Below are 19,510 nucleotides of genomic sequence, written 5' to 3' on the forward strand. Positions count from 1 at the left end.
ACAACTACAGAAGGTTATCATGAACGGCTGTTTTTGTTCTGCTTATTGACATATAAACGCTCATCGGAAGCTTTATACGCATCATGTAACGTATCGTTTTCTTTCATCGCGTAAATACCGGAAGAGAAGCCGATTTCTTTCTGCGGCGCGATATGTTGCAGACGTTTTTCGATACGTTCAGGCAGTTGTGCTGCAATTTGCGGCGTCGAATCGACAAGAATGATGCAGAATTCATCGCCACCGAGTCGGATGGCATAATCACTTTTACGAATCGATTGTTTAATCGCCTGAGCTAATAACGTAATCGCTAAATCCCCCTCCTGATGACCGAGGGTGTCATTTATTTGCTTTAACTTGTCCATGTCAATAGCAATAAACATCACCGAAGAACCGGATTGCACCAGTTTCTGCAACCGCTGCTCCAGTTCAGGGGTTAAAATTTTGCGATTATAGAGTCCAGTCATCGCATCACTAATATTTTCTCGCGACACATTTTGGTATAAGCGGAAGTGCATCCGCACCATATTCAGCAAAATTAACGCCGTCAAAATCCAGAACAGAACGCTTTTCCACGAAGACGTGATAAAGTAAAGAATATCAATGGATAACGAGACACGAATGCCGCCCGGTAAGTCATGGACGTAACTGACATACTGGAACAGATTATCTTCGCTCTGGTTGATGATAATGTCGCGCCCCGAATCTGTATCGGTTAGCGTGACATTGAGAAAACGCCAGAGGAGAGGGCGGTCATGAGTGTAAAAGATATTCCGCAGATTGTTTTTGTTAATATCCAGCAGCACAATCCCTTTTAGCTGCCCTGCGACATATACCGGCGTCAGCAAACTCATCACGTTCTGTTTAGTACGCTGATCCTGGTAAATGCTCGATAATACGGTACGCCCGGTAAATACTTTTTCAATATCTTTGCGATCGATACCAATACTTCCTGACTGCAGGAAGGACCAGTTATTCATCGCAAAGTATTCAACATTAACCGGCTCATAAAAATAGACATAGCGGTCATTGAGATCGAGATAATAGTGAAATTTCTCTTCGGCCATCCCAAGACCTGAACCGTAATCATCCTGGTGGCGGTTGCCTTCCACTGCCTGATCAAAAGCGGGTAATAGTGCTGCAGCTTCCACAATTGTGTCGCAGTCAGTGGATGCGGTTTGTAGTGTGCCGCGTAAGCCCGGGTATTTATGGGCAGTCAGGTTTAAGCCATGGGTATTATTGGCAGACTCAAAAGCCTCGCAGATGGCGCGCCGCTGTTCTGGCGGCACTTCCGACTGCTCAGCAGCGAGAGCGCGCATCACATGCGCGGCAATACTCTGATTCTGATACTTATCATAAAGAAAGGAAGAGTCTGCTCTCTGCACGATATAGCGCAGATAGGCACTCATTGCTCTGTCGCTGGCGACAAGTTCAAAAATAAGGAAGGAAGATGTCAGCACAATGACACTTGCGGCGATAAAATGCCGGAGCATTCTATGGTGCAATTTCATGATAAATGGCACTCCTTCGGTTAGTGAAACGAGAAAACCAGATAAAGTTCGATTGCGGCCTGGCACAGGGGCGCTAATTATACTCATCTCTGCGCCGCTGGGGAGGGGAAATTTAGGGGTAATAGTAATAAATTGTATGCAAAAGCCACGCAAAAAGCATGGCTCTGAATATTTTTGCACTTAAATATGATGAATAATCACTTTGTTGCCCCCCTCGCTTTTCGCTTCGCGTAAGGCTTTATCTGCTTCCGTCATGACAAGCGAGATATTATGCGTGTCACCCGTTGAAAAAACCGTGCCAATACTGATGGTCATTTGTTCAGGAACATCATATCTGTTACTAAAGCCGGTCAGGAGTTCGACATTTTTACGCATACGTTCCGCAATGATTTTTGCCTGGGCACTATTGAGTTCGGTAAATAGCAAGCCAAACACCTCACCCTCCAGTCGCGCTAAAATATCATCGGGGCGGATGCTTTGCTGGATAATATCGACAATTGATACCAGCACTTTATCACCCACACGATGTCCCCATTGGGCATTGATGCGTTTGAACTGATTAATATCAACCAGCATGACACAAAAGTCCTTAACAACAGGTCGCGACAATAATGACTCTACGCTGTTGAAAAAGTAGCGCCGATTATAAATATTGGTCAGTACATCATGAACTGCCAGTTTGCTGGAGAGTTGCAGTTCCTGAAAAATGTTATAAATCAGAAAAGACACAACAAACAGTTTACTGGAAACTTCAATCCCGCGACTGATATACCAGATGGTGTAATTATACTCATCCAGAGTCAGTAGAAGTAAGTTGCAGCATAGCGATGCCAGACATAATAATGCTATTAACGGCCATAGTTCGCTGGCTAATCGTGTACGCATGATAATAAAGAACAGTAAAAATGCCCACAAACAAACCAATATTTTTGTATAGTTGATTCCCCAGGTCGCAGTATGGTTGTCCGGACAGTAATCGACGACATACAAAGAATAGTCAGCGTTATAACTGCTCAGATTGTGTGCCAGAAGGGGAAAAACTAAAAAAGGAATCAGCGCCAGCAACAGAATGCCAGTTTTCTTCTTATTGTTGTCAAGGATGTTGTCTTTCCCATAACAAAAGAGCGCCAGCGAGGTTAAACAAATGAAACTGAGTTGGCGGAAAATATAGAAAATAGAAACATCATTCGACTTTGTCTGGATCAGTGTACTGCCGTTGATTGGTTTATGGATAATTACAATGGTTTCAACTAAATAGATAAGTCCACTTAAAAATGCAAGGCTTAAAATGAGTGTTGGTAAAATTTGTTTGTTAGTGAAATACTTCATTAACATGAAAAGGAAAATGACGGCGTTAAGGAAAAACAAAGCCACAACAACCATCAGGTAATTCATCTGTGGGATGAGTTTTACATTCGTGTTTTCGTTATATAAGGTAGTAATGCAAAATAAAATTAACGTCAGCAATAAGCTGAAAATAAAAAAGCCTTGAGCTTTTAATTTTTGTGTACCCATAGAAGCCATAAAAAGGAGAGCAATGTGAGTGCTGGATTTTATTGATGGCAGAGATATATAGTTTTGACCAGGATCAATTTTCGTTAACGATAAAAAATAATTAAAGAATAACCCCAGGGAAATACGTGTTGACCGAATCATTTTTCCGAATGATTGTTTTCTGGAACTAAATTGTGTAAAGGTTATGCTGTCATATTTAAAGCGATTGTAAGCTAATGTATGTAATAAAAGAGATAATTTACAGTGAGCTAAAAATCAGCCAGGCGATAATGACCCGGCTGACAGTTTTAGTCTTTAGCTGTTGCATTTTGTTTATGAAACAGTTCACGGAACACCGGATAAATATCATCCTGGTCGCGGATATGCTGCATCGCAAAGTTGTCGAAAGTAGATTGCAGATGCTCATATTCTCGCCACAGTGTCTGATGCGCGCGACGTGTAATTTCGATATAGCTGTAATAACGAACAACGGGTAATATTTTTTTCGCCAGAATTTCATGGCAAAGCGGAGAGTCATCGGCCCAGTTATCGCCGTCTGATGCTTGGGCTGCGTAAATATTCCACTGTGCCGGGTTATAACGCTCTTTCACTACCTCATCCATCAGTTTTAGGGCGCTGGAAACAATGGTGCCGCCAGTTTCCTGCGAGTAGAAAAACTCATGTTCATCGACTTCTTTCGCCTGGGTATGATGGCGGATGTATACGACTTCCACGTTCTTATACGTTCTGCTGAGGAACAGATACAGCAGAATATAAAAACGTTTAGCCATATCTTTAGTGGACTGATCCATTGAACCGGAAACGTCCATCAGGCAAAACATCACTGCCTGGCTGGAGGGATCGGGCCGTTTTTCGTAGTTCTTGTAACGTAAATCGAAAGTGTCAATGAAAGGAACGCGTTCAATTTTGGCGCGCAATTCAGCAATCTCTTTGCGCAGCCGTTCCTCTTCCAGCAGTTGCGCAGGTTCACTGTTGCTGATGATGGCCAAATTCTCTTCCAGTGCATGAAGTTCCCGCCGCTTGCCCGCCGTCATGGCTGTGCGCCGCGCCAGTGAGTTCTGCAATGAACGTACAACGCTGATATTGGCCGGAACGCCGTTAGCGGTATAACCCGCCCGATGCGTTTTATATTCGGTCAGCTGGCGTTGTTGGTTTTGTTTCAGATTCGGTAAGGCCAAATCTTCAAAGAGCAGATCAAGATACTCATCTTTCGAAATCTGAAAGACAAATTCATCCTGACCTTCACCATCCTGGCTGGCCTGGCCCTGACCACTGCCGGAACCTCCGCCACCACCCTGGGGACGCTCAATTCGGTCGTTCTGGACGAAATGGTCATTGCCCGGATGCACGCGGTGGCGCAGGCCTCCACGCCCCTGATGAAACATCGGTTCGCTAATATCTTCCGTGGGAATGGATACGGACTCGCCGCTGTCGACGTCAGTCACCGAACGCTTATTTATGGCCTCGGAGATCGACTGTTTAATTTGCGCTTTATAACGGCGTAAGAAACGCTGGCGATTCACCATGCTTTTATTTTTGCCGTTCAGACGCCGGTCAATAAACCAGGTCATATGCCCCCCGTACTACATTTGCCAACGGTATGCTACGCCTGTGTTGCCGCTTCTCTGGCCCACGGTTCGCTGTCGCTGTAGGCCCGGTAGCATGTGTACCGGGCCAGGGTTGTTAAGACGATTTACGTACGCGCAAATACCATTCGCACAGTAAACGCACCTGTTTACGGGTGTAGCCTTTTTCCATCATACGGTCGACAAAGTCGTCGTGTTTCTTCTGCTCGTCGGTTGACGTTTTGGCGTTAAACGAAATAACCGGCAACAGCTCTTCGGTATTGGAGAACATTTTCTTCTCGATAACCGTGCGCAGTTTTTCATAGCTGGTCCAGTTCGGATTACGTCCGCTGTTATTCGCTCTGGCTCGCAGTACGAAGTTAACAATCTCGTTGCGGAAATCTTTTGGATTACTGATCCCCGCCGGTTTCTCGATTTTCTCCAGCTCGGCGTTAAGAGACTCGCGGTCAAACAACTGCCCGGTATCCGGATCGCGATACTCCTGATCCTGAATCCAGAAATCCGCGTAGGTAACATAACGGTCAAAAATGTTCTGCCCATATTCTGAATAGGATTCAAGGTAGGCCGTCTGGATCTCTTTGCCGATAAACTCGGCATATTTCGGGATCAGATAACCTTTCAGGAACTCCAGATAGCGTTCTGCCTGCTCTTGCGGGAACTGCTCGCGCTCGATCTGCTGTTCCAGGACGTAGAACAGATGGACCGGGTTTGCCGCCACTTCTACATGATCGAAGTTGAACACGCGGGAGAGGATCTTAAACGCAAAACGCGTCGACAGACCGTTCATCCCTTCATCGACACCGGCGTAGTCACGATATTCCTGATACGACTTGGCTTTGGGATCAGTGTCTTTCAAACTTTCACCATCATAAACCCGCATCTTTGAATAAATGCTGGAGTTTTCTGGCTCTTTCAGACGCGAAAGAATAGAAAAACGTGACAGCGTTTCCAGCGTGCCAGGGGCGCAGGGGGCGTGAGTCAATTCACTGTGATTAAGCAATTTCTCGTAGATTTTGATCTCTTCGGAAATGCGCAAGCAATACGGCACCTTCACGATGTAAACACGGTCGAGGAAGGCTTCGTTGTTTTTGTTATTACGGAAAGTGACCCATTCGGATTCGTTCGAGTGGGCGAGAATAATCCCGTTGAACGGCAGGGCGGAGATACCTTCCGTCCCGTTGTAGTTACCTTCCTGGGTGGCGGTTAACAAGGGATGCAGCACTTTTATCGGTGCTTTAAACATCTCGACAAATTCCATGATCCCCTGATTGGCGCGGCACAGCGCACCGGAATAGCCGTAGGCGTCCGGGTCATTCTGCGCGTAGTGTTCGAGTTTACGAATATCGACTTTCCCTACCAGGGCGGAGATGTCCTGGTTGTTCTCATCGCCGGGTTCTGTTTTGGCGATAGCAATTTGTTGCAGAATTGACGGCCAGACCTTCACTACCCGGAACTTAGTGATATCGCCACCAAATTCATGCAGGCGTTTTGCCGCCCACGGCGACATGATGGTGCCGAGATAACGGCGAGGAATGCCATACTCTTTTTCCAGAATCTGCGCATCTTCCTGCGGATTGAAAAGACAGAAAGGATGATCGTTGACCGGGCTACGCTCACCGTTGGCGCTCAATACATAAATCGGTACGAGCTGCATTAATGATTTCAGTCGCTCAGCAAGCGATGATTTACCCCCACCCACAGGCCCCAGCAGATACAGGATTTGTTTCTTCTCTTCCAGCCCCTGAGCCGCGTGTTTCAGATAAGAGACAATCTGTTCAATCGCGTCTTCCATGCCGTAAAACTCTTCAAACGCCGGATAACGTGCAATGACCCGGTTAGAAAAGAGTCGAGAAAGTCTGGGTTCCTGGGCTGTATCGACCATGACAGGCTCACCAATAGCCATCAATAGCCGCTCAGCCGCGTTGGCATAAGCACTGCGATCTTGCCGACAAGTGGTAAGAAACTCCTGCAGTGTGAACTCTTCGTCCTTGGCAGCTTCATATCGCTGGCGATAGTGATCGAATATATTCATGGTATGCCGTCCTTTCGTTTTTTAGCACAGGTTAAGAGCCGTTCATATGAATAGTTGAGGCTCCCGGAAGAGGTAAACTGAACGACGTCTCTTGCTAAAACACAGCAACTCTCATGCCATTTTATTGACGATGAGAACAACGTGCCCGGTGATACACCTTCAAAATTAAGCGTAGATGGCAAATGGAAAACTTGCCTGCACGGCTTTCTTAATTTCAATGGCATATCAACAACTCATCCATAAATTTTGCATAATTAATGTAAATAATAGGGTCGCCGGTAACGCTAAATTCATTTGGCTGTAAGCGTGGTGTCATCTGCGTCAGGAAAATTAAACAGTTACTATAAAAAATGAAAACGTAAAAAGGTTGGGTTTCGATGTATTGACGGGTAAACTTTGTCGCCCGCTAAACATTTGTTTAAGGAATGATTAATTGTGACCAAACTCAAACTTCTGGCACTTGGAGTGCTTATCGCAACGTCTGCAGGCGTAGCGCACGCTGAAGGTAAATTTTCCCTGGGCGCAGGCGTAGGTGTCGTTGAACACCCATATAAAGATTACGATACCGATGTTTACCCAGTACCGGTAATCAACTATGAAGGCGATAACTTCTGGTTCCGTGGCTTAGGTGGTGGTTACTACCTGTGGAATGACGCAACGGACAAACTTTCAATTACCGCTTACTGGTCGCCGCTTTACTTCAAAGCTAAAGACAGTGGCGATCACCAAATGCGTCACCTGGATGACCGTAAGAGCACCATGATGGCTGGTCTGTCTTATGCTCACTTTACCCAGTACGGTTACCTGCGTACCACCCTGGCTGGCGATACCCTGGATAACAGCAACGGCATCGTCTGGGATATGGCCTGGTTGTATCGTTACACCAACGGTGGCCTGACCGTGACTCCGGGTATTGGTGTGCAGTGGAACAGCGAAAACCAGAACGAATACTATTATGGCGTATCGAGCAAAGAGTCCGCTCGCAGCGGTCTGCGTGGCTATAACCCGAACGACAGCTGGAGCCCTTACCTGGAGCTGAGCGCCAGCTACAACTTCCTCGGTGACTGGAGTGTTTACGGTATCGCGCGCTACACCCGTCTGTCTGATGAAGTTACTGACAGCCCAATGGTGGATAAATCCTGGACTGGCCTGATTTCTACCGGGATCACCTACAAATTCTGATAATGCATTTTTCCAGGGCATTTTGTGCATAAAAACAGGGCGTAATGCCCTGTTTTGCATTACGGTGGTGCAATACCTGGGAGGAAGCAATGCAACAAAAAATGATTCAATTTAGTGGCGATGTCTCACTGCCAGCCATAGGGCAGGGAACATGGTATATGGGCGAAGATGCCAGTCAGCGTAAAACAGAAGTTGCTGCACTACGCGCGGGCATTGAACTCGGTTTAACCCTCATTGATACCGCCGAAATGTATGCCGATGGCGGTGCCGAAAAAGTGGTTGGGGAAGCATTAATCGGTCTGCGTGAGAACGTCTTTCTCGTCTCTAAAGTCTATCCGTGGAATGCTGGCGGGCAAAAAGCGATAAATGCATGCGAAGCCAGTTTACGCCGTCTCAATACTGATTATCTCGATCTCTACTTATTACACTGGTCTGGCAGTTTCGCTCTCGAAGAGACTGTCGCAGCGATGGAAAAATTGATCGCCCAGGGAAAAATCCGCCGCTGGGGCGTTTCTAACCTTGATTATGCCGATATGCAGGAACTCTGGCAGCTGCCGGGGGGAAATCAGTGTGCCACTAATCAGGTGCTTTACCATCTCGGTTCACGAGGGATTGAGTACGATCTACTTCCCTGGTGCCAGAAACAGCAGATGCCGGTGATGGCTTACAGTCCATTAGCTCAGGCCGGGCGGTTGCGCAATGGACTGTTAAAAAACGCGGTAGTCAACGAAATTGCACATGCTCACAATATCAGTGCGGCACAAGTATTGTTGGCGTGGGTAATCAGCCATCAGGGTGTGATGGCGATCCCAAAAGCGGCAACTGTCGCACATGTCCAACAAAATGCGGCTGTGCTTGAGGTTGAACTTTCGTCAGCGGAATTAGTTATGCTGGATAAAGCGTATCCGGCACCAAAAGGAAAAACTGCGCTGGATATGGTGTGATGTTGATACGTGCCGGATGCATCGCACCCGGCACACAATATTAACGCAAATTAACGTTTCGCAACGCGAATGGATTGCGCCAGATGTGCAGGTTTCTCTTTGGTGACTTTTTGCGTTTCTGAAGCGTAAGCCGTTTCTACACAAACAAAGGTCTTGTAGCCATCATCCGGCATATCGCCCATGCTAACTGAAAGCGCCGGTCCTGGGTTCCAGCCTACAACGTTCAGATGATGCTGGTGGCCTACGGCGATAATACGATTCAGCGCTTCGTCATTAATTACGCTGCAATCTTGCGGATTCAGATACACGCGATCGGTACGGTCAGGGAAGGTCTGAATACCGTCGGTCAGTACATCTTCTTTCGCGTCATTTACTTTATCAATGAAGCGATCGCCTAGTCCACTGACGCTTACCTTAGCGATATCACCCACGTTAAAGTAGGTATGCAGAGCAGAGGTAGTTTCAAATTCGCCGTGTGCTTCAAGATCGATTTCACAGGTTTTACCCACGTGGAAATGCGCTAACAGCGTAAAGTCGTGCGGCCAGAATTTTTTCGTCTCTTCGCTTTGTGTCAATTCAAAAGTTAGCACTACACCATCAGCATCTTCACGATGTGATTTCAGCGTCCACGGCAGGTTGCGGGCAAAACCGTGCGCAGGCAGACCTTGTTGTGCAGCCGGACCAAACCACGGCCAGCAAAGCGGTATGCCACCGCGAATGGCGACGCCATTTTTGAACGGTGTGTTGTTACTTAACCACAGAACTTCTTCTTCACCCGCAGGTTTCCACGAGAGAAGGTGTGCGCCCTGTAATGCAAAAGAGGCTTTTACCTGGGGATGATCGACCACAATGAGGTCCAGTTCATCCAGTTTACGACGGGAGAGGACAGGGGAGATTTGTTCGATGACCGGAAGGGCAAAAATTTTCTTAATCATGACGCAGTCCTTTAACTTCATTTTATCAGGTAAAAAAAAGAGCGACCGAAGTCGCTCTTTTTAGATCACAGAGTCATCTCAACTTATTTGGAGATGTGAGCGATCAGGTCCAGAACTTTGTTGGAGTAACCGGTTTCGTTGTCGTACCAGGATACCAGTTTCACGAAGTTGTCGTTCAGAGCGATACCCGCTTTAGCATCGAACACGGAAGTGCAAACTTCGCCGTTGAAATCGGTAGATACTACGTCATCTTCGGTGTAGCCCAGAACGCCTTTCATTTCGCCTTCAGCAGCAGCTTTAACGGCAGCTTTGATCTGCTCGTAAGTTGCAGCTTTTTCCAGACGAACGGTCAGGTCAACTACGGATACGTTCGGGGTCGGAACGCGGAACGCCATACCAGTCAGTTTGCCATTCAGTTCTGGCAGTACTTTACCTACAGCTTTAGCAGCACCGGTAGAAGACGGGATGATGTTCTGGGAAGCGCCGCGGCCGCCGCGCCAGTCTTTGTGAGACGGGCCATCAACGGTTTTCTGAGTAGCGGTAGTAGCGTGAACGGTGGTCATCAGACCTTCGATGATGCCGAAGTTATCGTTGATAACTTTAGCCAGCGGAGCCAGGCAGTTGGTGGTGCAGGATGCGTTGGAAACGATGTCCTGGCCAGCATATTTGTCGAAGTTAGCGCCTTTAACGAACATCGGAGTGTTGTCTTTAGACGGACCAGTCATAACCACTTTCTTCGCACCAGCGGTGATGTGTTTACGAGCAGTTTCGTCAGTCAGGAACAGACCAGTTGCTTCAGCGACAACGTCAACACCAACTTCGTCCCATTTCAGGTTAGCCGGATCACGTTCAGCGGTAACACGGATTTTTTTACCGTTAACGATCAGATGACCGTCTTTCACTTCAACGGTACCGTCGAAACGGCCGTGAGTGGAGTCATATTTCAGCATGTATGCCATGTAATCAGCGTCTAACAGGTCGTTGATTGCAACGATCTCGATGTCAGAACGTTTCTGAGCAGCACGGAAAACAATGCGACCGATACGGCCAAAACCGTTGATACCTACTTTGATAGTCATATATTCCACCAGCTATTTGTTAGTGAATAAAAGGTTGCCTGTAAAATTACAAAAACCTTACGCAGCGTCAAGCGGAATCGTGTCAATCATTGCGACAAATCAATCCTGTGCCTAAGCATTACGCGACTGATTCGCCTCACTCTTCCTTTGGGCTTGAGACCACATGGGGTCGGCGCCCCGAATTTTAAAGGGCAATTACGATAAAAATGTGATTTTCATCACGATTTAGGTGCAGCCATTTCGTCGAGATCAAGTTTAGGACAAAATTTTGCCAGTTGGTGTTAATGTTTTGTTAGAATCAGTCACGTAATGTGAGCACGATTAAAGTGAGATGTGAGCAAATGGCTAATAAACCTTCGGCAGAAGAACTGAAAAAAAATTTGTCCGAGATGCAGTTCTACGTGACGCAGAATCATGGGACAGAACCGCCATTTACGGGTCGTTTACTGCATAACAAGCGTGACGGCGTATATCACTGTTTGATCTGCGATGCCCCGCTGTTTCATTCCCAAACCAAGTATGATTCCGGCTGTGGCTGGCCCAGTTTCTACGAACCGGTGAGTGAAGAATCTATTCGTTATATCAAAGACTTGTCACATGGAATGCAGCGCATAGAAATTCGTTGCGGTAACTGCGATGCCCATCTGGGCCATGTCTTCCCTGACGGGCCGCAGCCAACGGGCGAACGTTATTGTGTTAACTCTGCTTCTTTACGCTTCACTGATGGCGAAAACGGCGAAGAAATCAACGGTTGAAAAAACGATTCAGCAACTTATTCCACAGGAGCGGAAAAATTATGAATCTTGATGACATTATCAACAGCATGACGCCTGAAGTATACCAGCGTTTGTCGACCGCCGTTGAACTGGGGAAATGGCCTGATGGCGTTACGTTGACCGAGGAACAAAAAGAGAACTGCCTGCAACTGGTGATGCTGTGGCAAGCCCGCCATAATACCGAAGCACAGCATATGACAATTGACACAAATGGTCAGATGGTCATGAAGAGCAAACAGCAGTTAAAAGAAGATTTTGGTATCTCAGCAAAGCCTATTGCCATGTTTAAGTAAGTGGTTTATCCCCTTTTTGCCGCGGTTATAAAGGGGATAGCCAACAATGACCCCACGACTCATCTCAATTATCTCGCCCCGACCTGGCTAAGTCCCAGTCCGATCTCTTGCAGTCGCGTTCTCACCTGAATGACTTCTCCTGAACTTAAGTCTCAGGCCTATTTGGCCGGTAATCCCTCTCGAATTTGCTCTTTTTGCGTCCCGCCTTCCATCAACCTGTAACAGCCCCAGCCATTTTCTGCGTAATTGTGATCTAAGTTGTAAAACGCAGATCATTATCTGTGTTTTACAGATTTAATGTTGACCTCAAAAATCATGTGGGTAAGTATGATGACCATCTAAGCAAAACAAAACACAGAGGATGACGCAATGAAAGCACTGGCTCGGTTTGGCAAGGCCTTTGGCGGCTACAAGATGATTGATGTCCCACAACCCATTTGTGGCCCGGAAGATGTCGTGATTGAAATTAAAGCCGCGGCAATCTGCGGCGCAGACATGAAGCACTACAATGTCGATAGCGGTTCGGATGAGTTTAACTCTATCCGCGGCCATGAGTTCGCAGGTTGTATTGCGCAGGTTGGTGAAAAAGTCAAAGACTGGAAAGTGGGGCAACGCGTCGTGTCGGATAACAGCGGTCACGTTTGCGGCGTTTGCCCGGCCTGTGAACAAGGTGATTTTCTGTGTTGTACAGAAAAAGTAAACCTTGGTCTGGATAACAATACCTGGGGCGGTGGTTTTTCCAAATATTGTCTTGTTCCTGGTGAAATTCTCAAAATTCATCGTCATGCGTTGTGGGAAATCCCTGATGGTGTTGATTATGAGGACGCAGCCGTACTTGACCCTATCTGTAATGCCTACAAATCCATCGCGCAGCAATCGAAATTCCTCCCTGGTCAGGATGTGGTCGTCATCGGCACTGGCCCACTCGGGCTGTTCTCCGTACAAATGGCGCGGATTATGGGGGCGGTAAATATCGTCGTCGTTGGTCTACAAGAAGATGTGGCGGTCCGCTTCCCGGTTGCAAAAGAACTGGGTGCGACGGCAGTAGTAAATGGTTCTACCGAAGATGTGGTGGCGCGCTGCCAGCAAATTTGTGGCAAAGACAATCTGGGACTGGTGATTGAATGCTCCGGTGCCAATATCGCACTGAAACAAGCCATCGAAATGCTCCGTCCGAACGGGGAAGTGGTACGCGTTGGAATGGGCTTCAAACCTCTTGATTTCTCGATTAATGACATTACCGCCTGGAACAAAAGCATCATTGGGCATATGGCCTATGACTCCACCTCATGGCGTAACGCTATCAGGCTATTAGCCAGCGGCGCGATCAAAGTCAAACCGATGATCACGCATCGTATCGGCCTGTCGCAATGGCGCGAAGGGTTTGATGCGATGGTCGATAAAACTGCAATCAAAGTGATCATGACTTACGACTTTGATGAATAACTACTCTCCTGAAGGAACGTTATCGCATGGAACAGATAACAAAACCGCATTGTGGTGCACGGCTGGATCGCTTACCGGATTGCCGCTGGCATTCGTCAATGTTTGCCATCGTCGCGTTTGGCTTGCTTGTCTGCTGGAGTAATGCCGTTGGTGGCTTGATCCTCGCGCAGCTGAAAGCGTTGGGCTGGACAGATAATTCCACCACTGCCACATTCTCAGCAATCACGACCGCCGGAATGTTTCTCGGTGCGCTGGTGGGCGGCATCATCGGTGACAAAACCGGTCGCAGAAATGCGTTTATCCTCTATGAGGCCATTCATATTGCTTCGATGGTTGTCGGTGCTTTCTCACCGAATATGGATTTCCTTATTGCCTGCCGTTTTGTGATGGGCGTTGGGCTGGGAGCTTTACTGGTTACACTGTTTGCTGGTTTCACCGAATATATGCCCGGAAGAAATCGCGGAACGTGGTCCAGTCGGGTTTCCTTTATTGGTAACTGGTCATATCCGCTCTGTTCATTGATTGCGATGGGACTCACGCCGCTGATTAGTGCAGAGTGGAACTGGCGGGTACAACTGCTTATCCCTGCAATATTGTCACTTATCGCTACGGCGCTGGCCTGGCGCTACTTTCCTGAATCCCCGCGCTGGCTGGAATCGCGCGGACGTTATCAGGAAGCCGAGAAAGTCATGCGGAGTATAGAAGAAGGCGTCATACGCCAGACGGGTAAACCTTTGCCGCCTGTGGTTATTGCTGATGACGGTAAAGCACCACAAGCGGTGCCGTATTCAGCCTTACTGACAGGAGTATTACTGAAACGCGTGATATTAGGCTCTTGTGTGCTGATTGCCATGAACGTTGTGCAGTACACACTAATTAACTGGTTGCCAACGATATTCATGACCCAGGGAATTAATTTAAAAGACTCGATTGTTTTAAATACCATGAGTATGTTTGGCGCGCCATTTGGTATTTTTATTGCCATGCTGGTGATGGATAAAATTCCGCGTAAAACAATGGGGATGGGGCTATTAATCCTGATTGCGGTGCTCGGATATATCTATTCACTGCAAACCAGTATGTTGCTCATAACGCTGATTGGTTTCTTCCTGATTACTTTCGTCTATATGTACGTTTGCTATGCCTCGGCAGTGTATGTCCCTGAGATCTGGCCAACAGAGGCCAAACTCCGTGGCTCCGGTCTGGCGAATGCGGTAGGGCGAATCAGTGGTATTGCCGCGCCTTATGCCGTTGCAGTGCTGCTCAGTAGTTATGGCGTAACGGGAGTCTTTATTCTTCTGGGGGCTGTTTCAATTATTGTCGCAATTGCTATCGCCACCATTGGAATTGAAACCAAAGGTGTCTCCGTTGAAAGTTTAAGTATTGATGCAGTAGCCAATAAATAATACTGGTGGATTCAAAATGAAAAATTCAAAAGCAATATTGCAGGTGCCGGGCACAATGAAAATTATTTCAGCAGAAATACCTGTGCCTAAAGAAGATGAAGTTTTGATTAAAGTGGAATATGTCGGTATTTGTGGTTCAGATGTACATGGTTTTGAATCAGGCCCGTTTATTCCTCCTAAAGACCCAAATCAAGAAATTGGCCTGGGTCATGAATGCGCCGGGACGGTTGTGGCTGTGGGAAGCCGCGTGCGCAAATTTAAACCGGGGGATCGGGTAAATATCGAACCTGGCGTTCCTTGCGGTCACTGTCGTTACTGTCTGGAAGGCAAATATAACATTTGCCCGGACGTTGATTTTATGGCGACACAACCCAACTACCGCGGCGCATTAACGCACTATCTGTGTCATCCGGAGAGCTTTACTTACAAACTGCCAGACAATATGGACACGATGGAAGGGGCGCTGGTGGAGCCTGCCGCAGTCGGGATGCATGCCGCGATGCTGGCAGATGTTAAACCTGGTAAGAAGATAATTATTCTGGGAGCGGGTTGTATTGGTTTGATGACGTTGCAAGCGTGCAAATGCCTGGGAGCAACGGAAATTGCCGTCGTTGATGTGCTGGAAAAACGTCTGACAATGGCGGAACAGCTCGGCGCGACAGTGGTTATTAACGGCGCAAAAGAAGACACTATTGCACGCTGTCAGCAATTTACCGAAGACATGGGCGCAGATATTGTTTTTGAAACAGCGGGTTCTGCGGTCACCGTTAAACAGGCACCTTATCTGGTCATGCGCGGCGGTAAAATTATGATTGTTGGTACTGTACCCGGCGATTCGGCAATCAATTTCCTCAAAATCAATCGCGAAGTCACTATCCAGACGGTATTCCGCTATGCCAATCGTTATCCGGTCACGATTGAAGCTATTTCCTCAGGGCGATTCGATGTGAAATCGATGGTGACGCATATTTACGATTATCGGGATGTACAACAGGCATTTGAAGAGTCAGTTAACAACAAACGCGACATTATTAAAGGCGTTATTAAAATTAGCGATTAATTAATACGGGAGAACAGAACATGCTCGCAGATATCAGATATTGGGAAAACGATGCCACAAATAAACATTATGCAATTGCCCATTTTAACGTATGGAATGCAGAAATGTTGATGGGCGTTATCGACGCAGCCGAAGAAGCGAAATCACCGGTTATTATTTCTTTTGGCACAGGTTTTGTCGGCAACACCTCATTTGAAGATTTCTCTCACATGATGGTATCAATGGCACAAAAAGCAACGGTGCCGGTAATAACTCATTGGGATCATGGTCGGAGTATGGAGATTATTCATAACGCCTGGACTCATGGTATGAATTCATTAATGCGTGATGCTTCTGCATTTGATTTCGAAGAAAATATTCGTTTAACCAAAGAGGCTGTTGATTTCTTCCATCCGCTGGGTATTCCGGTAGAGGCGGAATTAGGGCATGTTGGTAATGAAACCGTTTATGAGGAAGCGCTGGCGGGCTATCACTATACCGATCCTGACCAGGCGGCTGAATTTGTTGAACGTACGGGCTGTGACTCATTGGCTGTCGCCATCGGCAACCAGCATGGGGTTTATACGTCAGAGCCACAATTGAACTTTGAGGTCGTCAAACGCGTACGCGATGCTGTTTCTGTTCCGCTGGTTTTGCATGGCGCATCAGGGATCAGTGATGCCGACATTAAAACTGCAATTTCGTTGGGTATTGCGAAAATCAACATTCATACGGACCTCTGTCAGGCCGCAATGGTAGCAGTGAAAGAAAACCAGGATCAGCCTTTCCTGCATTTAGAACGTGAAGTGCGTAAAGCTGTAAAAGAACGGGCATTGGATAAAATTAAACTGTTCGGTTCTGATGGCAAAGCGGAATAATAATATGGATAATCTCGACGTTATTTGTATAGGTGCCGCTATTGTTGATATTCCATTGCAACCGGTCAGTAAAAATATCTTTGATGTGGATTCTTATCCTCTTGAAAGAATCGCAATGACCACCGGGGGGGATGCAATAAATGAAGCAACAATTATTTCTCGTCTGGGCCATCGCACAGCATTAATGAGTCGTATTGGTAAAGATGCCGCAGGGCAATTTATTCTCGACCATTGCCGCAAAGAGAATATTGATATTCAAAGCCTGAAGCAGGACGTCAGCATAGATACCTCTATTAACGTTGGACTGGTGACGGAGGATGGCGAGCGGACCTTTGTCACAAACCGTAACGGCAGTCTGTGGAAATTGAATATTGACGATGTTGATTTTGCACGGTTTTCTCAGGCGAAATTATTATCACTGGCCAGTATTTTCAACAGTCCTCTATTGGATGGTAGAGCGCTAACAGAAATTTTTACGCAAGCTAAAGCCCGGCAGATGATTATCTGTGCCGATATGATCAAACCGCGGTTGAATGAAACGCTGAATGATATTTGCGAAGCATTGAGTTATGTCGATTATCTGTTTCCTAATTTTGCCGAGGCAAAATTACTCACCGGGAAAGAGACACTGGATGAAATTGCTGACTGCTTTCTTGCGTGCGGCGTAAAAACGGTGGTGATTAAAACGGGTAAAGACGGCTGCTTTATCAAGCGTGGTGACATGACGATGAAGGTGCCGGCGGTCGCAGGAATAACCGCTATCGACACCATTGGTGCGGGCGATAACTTTGCTTCAGGTTTTATTGCAGCACTGTTAGAAGGTAAAAATCTGCGTGAATGCGCACGCTTTGCCAATGCAACGGCGGCTATCTCGGTTCTAAGCATCGGCGCCACCACCGGTGTAAAAAACAGAAAGCTGGTCGAACAATTGCTGGAAGAATACGAAGGATAATGAAGGCAAATGAAAAAGATACCTTTAGGCACAACGGATATAACGCTTTCGCGAATGGGGTTGGGGACATGGGCCATTGGCGGCGGTCCTGCATGGAATGGCGATCTCGATCGACAAATATGCATTGATACGATTCTTGAAGCCCATCGTTGCGGCATTAACCTGATTGATACTGCGCCAGGATATAACTTTGGCAATAGTGAAGTTATCGTTGGTCAGGCGTTAAAAAAACTGCCCCGTGAACAGGTTGTAGTAGAAACCAAATGCGGCATTGTCTGGGAACGAAAAGGGAGTTTATTCAACAAAGTTGGCGATCGACAGTTGTATAAAAACCTTTCTCCGGAATCTATCCGCGAAGAGGTAGAAGCCAGCTTGCAACGTCTGGGTATTGATTACATCGATATCTACATGACGCACTGGCAGTCGGTGCCGCCATTTTTTACGCCGATAGCTGAAACTGTCGCAGTGCTTAATGCGTTAAAGGCCGAAGGGAAAATTCGCGCTATAGGCGCTGCTAACGTCGATGCTGACCATATCCGCGAGTATCTGCAACATGGTGAACTGGATATTATTCAGGCGAAATACAGTATCCTCGACCGGGCAATGGAAAACGAACTGCTGCCGCTATGTCGTGATAATGGCATTGTGGTACAGGTCTACTCTCCGCTAGAGCAGGGATTGTTGACCGGGACCATCACGCGTGATTACGTTCCGGGCGGCGCTCGGGCAAATAAAGTCTGGTTCCAGCGAGAAAACATGCTGAAAGTGATTGATATGCTTGAACAGTGGCAGCCACTCTGTGCTCGTTATCAGTGCACAATTCCCACTCTGGCACTGGCGTGGATATTAAAACAGAGTGATTTAATCTCCATTCTTAGTGGGGCTACTGCGCCGGAACAGGTACGTGAAAATGTCGCGGCACTGAATATCAACTTATCGGATGCAGACGCAACATTGATGAGGGAAATGGCAGAGGCCCTAGAGCGTTAAATACTCAACACGATTCACCTCTGTTTCTGTGAAAACTGTGATGAAAATCTGTGATTCAGACATGTTATTTTGAAAGTAAACATCGATTATGCGATAATTGCGCTAATGTGATGTAAAAAGATACAGGGGTGTAATCGTGGCGGCAAAAGACAGGATTCAGGCAATTAAGCAAATGGTTGCCAACGATAAAAAGGTGACAGTCTCAAATTTGAGTGGGATTTTTCAGGTAACCGAAGAAACCATTCGCCGCGATCTTGAGAAGTTGGAAGATGAAGGCTTTTTGACCAGAACCTATGGTGGTGCTGTTTTAAATACAGCGATGTTGACGGAGAATATCCATTTTTATAAGCGCGCTTCATCGTTTTATGAAGAGAAGCAGCTTATTGCACGCAAGGCACTACCCTTCATCGACAATAAAACCACCATGGCAGCCGATTCCAGTAGTACCGTAATGGAATTGCTCAAATTGTTACAGGACCGTAGTGACCTGACGTTGCTAACCAACTCGGCGGAAGCGATTCATGTTCTGGCTCAGTCAGAAATTAAAGTCGTTTCAACGGGTGGGGAACTAAACAAAAATACACTTTCACTGCAAGGAAGAATTACTAAAGAGATCATCAGCCGCTACCATGTCGATATCATGGTAATGAGTTGTAAAGGTCTTGATATTAACAGCGGCGCGCTGGACTCTAATGAAGCGGAAGCTGAAATCAAAAAGACAATGATCCGTCAAGCGACAGAAGTTGCGTTATTGGTTGATCACTCTAAGTTTGATCGCAAAGCTTTTGTCCAGTTAGCTGACTTTAGTCATATTAATTACATAATAACTGATAAATCACCGGGTGCAGAGTGGATAGCATTTTGCAAAGACAATAATATCCAGCTGGTGTGGTAATTTAAGCACACATTGTCAATATTATTTGTTCCTGCGCCTGGAAATAAAATGATG

17 protein-coding genes are annotated in these 19,510 nt (G+C 46.7%); 11 read left to right on the forward strand and 6 right to left on the reverse strand.

Going from position 1 to position 19,510, the window contains the following annotated elements; all coding sequences use genetic code 11:
* Window positions 1-17 precede the first annotated feature (17 nt).
* The 4 genes from dgcJ to yeaG form a co-directional block, all read right to left on the reverse strand.
* Complete coding sequence (dgcJ, locus tag HBM92_RS10595; RefSeq protein ID WP_001298230.1) at window positions 18-1,508, reverse strand: diguanylate cyclase DgcJ; 1,491 nt, start codon at window positions 1,506-1,508, stop codon at window positions 18-20.
* Between the two features lie 180 nt (window positions 1,509-1,688).
* Window positions 1,689-3,164 (reverse strand): GGDEF domain-containing protein, encoded by a 1,476-nt coding sequence (locus HBM92_RS10600; protein WP_000621385.1) that lies wholly within the window; start codon window positions 3,162-3,164, stop codon window positions 1,689-1,691.
* 146 nt (window positions 3,165-3,310) lie between these two features.
* Window positions 3,311-4,594, reverse strand: coding sequence for a YeaH/YhbH family protein (locus HBM92_RS10605; protein ID WP_000219684.1), 1,284 nt, complete (start codon window positions 4,592-4,594; stop codon window positions 3,311-3,313).
* A gap of 112 nt (window positions 4,595-4,706) precedes the next feature.
* Window positions 4,707-6,641: a protein kinase YeaG gene (gene yeaG, locus HBM92_RS10610; protein ID WP_001019882.1), complete on the reverse strand. Its 1,935-nt coding sequence runs from the start codon at window positions 6,639-6,641 to the stop codon at window positions 4,707-4,709.
* Between the two features lie 435 nt (window positions 6,642-7,076).
* Here yeaG and mipA point away from each other — a divergent pair, with 435 nt between their 5' ends.
* Together mipA and yeaE are read left to right on the forward strand one after the other, a co-directional pair.
* Window positions 7,077-7,823 carry a scaffolding protein MipA gene (mipA, locus tag HBM92_RS10615; protein WP_000163775.1) on the forward strand — a complete coding sequence of 249 codons (747 nt, stop codon included), beginning with the start codon at window positions 7,077-7,079 and terminating at the stop codon, window positions 7,821-7,823.
* A gap of 89 nt (window positions 7,824-7,912) precedes the next feature.
* Complete coding sequence (yeaE, locus tag HBM92_RS10620; RefSeq protein WP_001296125.1) at window positions 7,913-8,767, forward strand: methylglyoxal reductase YeaE; 855 nt, start codon at window positions 7,913-7,915, stop codon at window positions 8,765-8,767.
* Between the two features lie 50 nt (window positions 8,768-8,817).
* Here the strand turns inward: yeaE and HBM92_RS10625 are convergent, their stop codons facing one another.
* Window positions 8,818-9,702, reverse strand: coding sequence for a D-hexose-6-phosphate mutarotase (locus HBM92_RS10625; protein WP_001298237.1), 885 nt, complete (start codon window positions 9,700-9,702; stop codon window positions 8,818-8,820).
* 83 nt (window positions 9,703-9,785) lie between these two features.
* Window positions 9,786-10,781 carry a glyceraldehyde-3-phosphate dehydrogenase gene (gapA, locus tag HBM92_RS10630; protein WP_000153502.1) on the reverse strand — a complete coding sequence of 332 codons (996 nt, stop codon included), beginning with the start codon at window positions 10,779-10,781 and terminating at the stop codon, window positions 9,786-9,788.
* Window positions 10,782-11,122: 341 nt separating this feature from the next.
* On the opposite strand from gapA, the gene msrB reads away from it, so the two are divergent.
* The 9 genes from msrB to HBM92_RS10675 all read left to right on the forward strand — a co-directional run bounded on the left by msrB (window position 11,123) and on the right by HBM92_RS10675 (window position 19,456).
* Window positions 11,123-11,536, forward strand: coding sequence for a peptide-methionine (R)-S-oxide reductase MsrB (msrB, locus tag HBM92_RS10635; RefSeq protein ID WP_001284618.1), 414 nt, complete (start codon window positions 11,123-11,125; stop codon window positions 11,534-11,536).
* Between the two features lie 41 nt (window positions 11,537-11,577).
* Window positions 11,578-11,850, forward strand: coding sequence for a YeaC family protein (locus tag HBM92_RS10640; RefSeq protein ID WP_001046792.1), 273 nt, complete (start codon window positions 11,578-11,580; stop codon window positions 11,848-11,850).
* Window positions 11,851-12,219: 369 nt separating this feature from the next.
* Complete coding sequence (locus HBM92_RS10645) at window positions 12,220-13,296, forward strand: zinc-binding dehydrogenase (protein WP_000645203.1); 1,077 nt, start codon at window positions 12,220-12,222, stop codon at window positions 13,294-13,296.
* A 26-nt stretch (window positions 13,297-13,322) separates the two neighbouring features.
* On the forward strand, window positions 13,323-14,702 hold the full coding sequence (locus HBM92_RS10650; RefSeq protein ID WP_000435290.1) for an MFS transporter: 1,380 nt from the start codon (window positions 13,323-13,325) through the stop codon (window positions 14,700-14,702).
* 16 nt (window positions 14,703-14,718) lie between these two features.
* Window positions 14,719-15,762, forward strand: coding sequence for an NAD(P)-dependent alcohol dehydrogenase (locus HBM92_RS10655; RefSeq protein ID WP_000798120.1), 1,044 nt, complete (start codon window positions 14,719-14,721; stop codon window positions 15,760-15,762).
* Window positions 15,763-15,782: 20 nt separating this feature from the next.
* The gene (locus tag HBM92_RS10660) at window positions 15,783-16,619 is read left to right on the forward strand and encodes a ketose-bisphosphate aldolase (protein ID WP_000878889.1); all 837 of its coding nucleotides are present in this window, start codon (window positions 15,783-15,785) and stop codon (window positions 16,617-16,619) included.
* Between the two features lie 4 nt (window positions 16,620-16,623).
* The gene (locus tag HBM92_RS10665) at window positions 16,624-17,571 is read left to right on the forward strand and encodes a sugar kinase (RefSeq protein ID WP_001298227.1); all 948 of its coding nucleotides are present in this window, start codon (window positions 16,624-16,626) and stop codon (window positions 17,569-17,571) included.
* A gap of 9 nt (window positions 17,572-17,580) precedes the next feature.
* The gene (gene ydjG, locus HBM92_RS10670) at window positions 17,581-18,561 is read left to right on the forward strand and encodes an NADH-dependent methylglyoxal reductase (RefSeq protein WP_000723717.1); all 981 of its coding nucleotides are present in this window, start codon (window positions 17,581-17,583) and stop codon (window positions 18,559-18,561) included.
* 136 nt (window positions 18,562-18,697) lie between these two features.
* Entirely contained in the window at window positions 18,698-19,456 is a 759-nt protein-coding gene (locus tag HBM92_RS10675; protein ID WP_000719088.1) for a DeoR/GlpR family DNA-binding transcription regulator, read from the forward strand.
* Window positions 19,457-19,510 lie beyond the last annotated feature (54 nt).

The sequence above is a fragment of the Escherichia sp. E.sYA108 genome (assembly GCF_011754335.1).
Taxonomy (GTDB): domain Bacteria; phylum Pseudomonadota; class Gammaproteobacteria; order Enterobacterales; family Enterobacteriaceae; genus Escherichia; species Escherichia coli.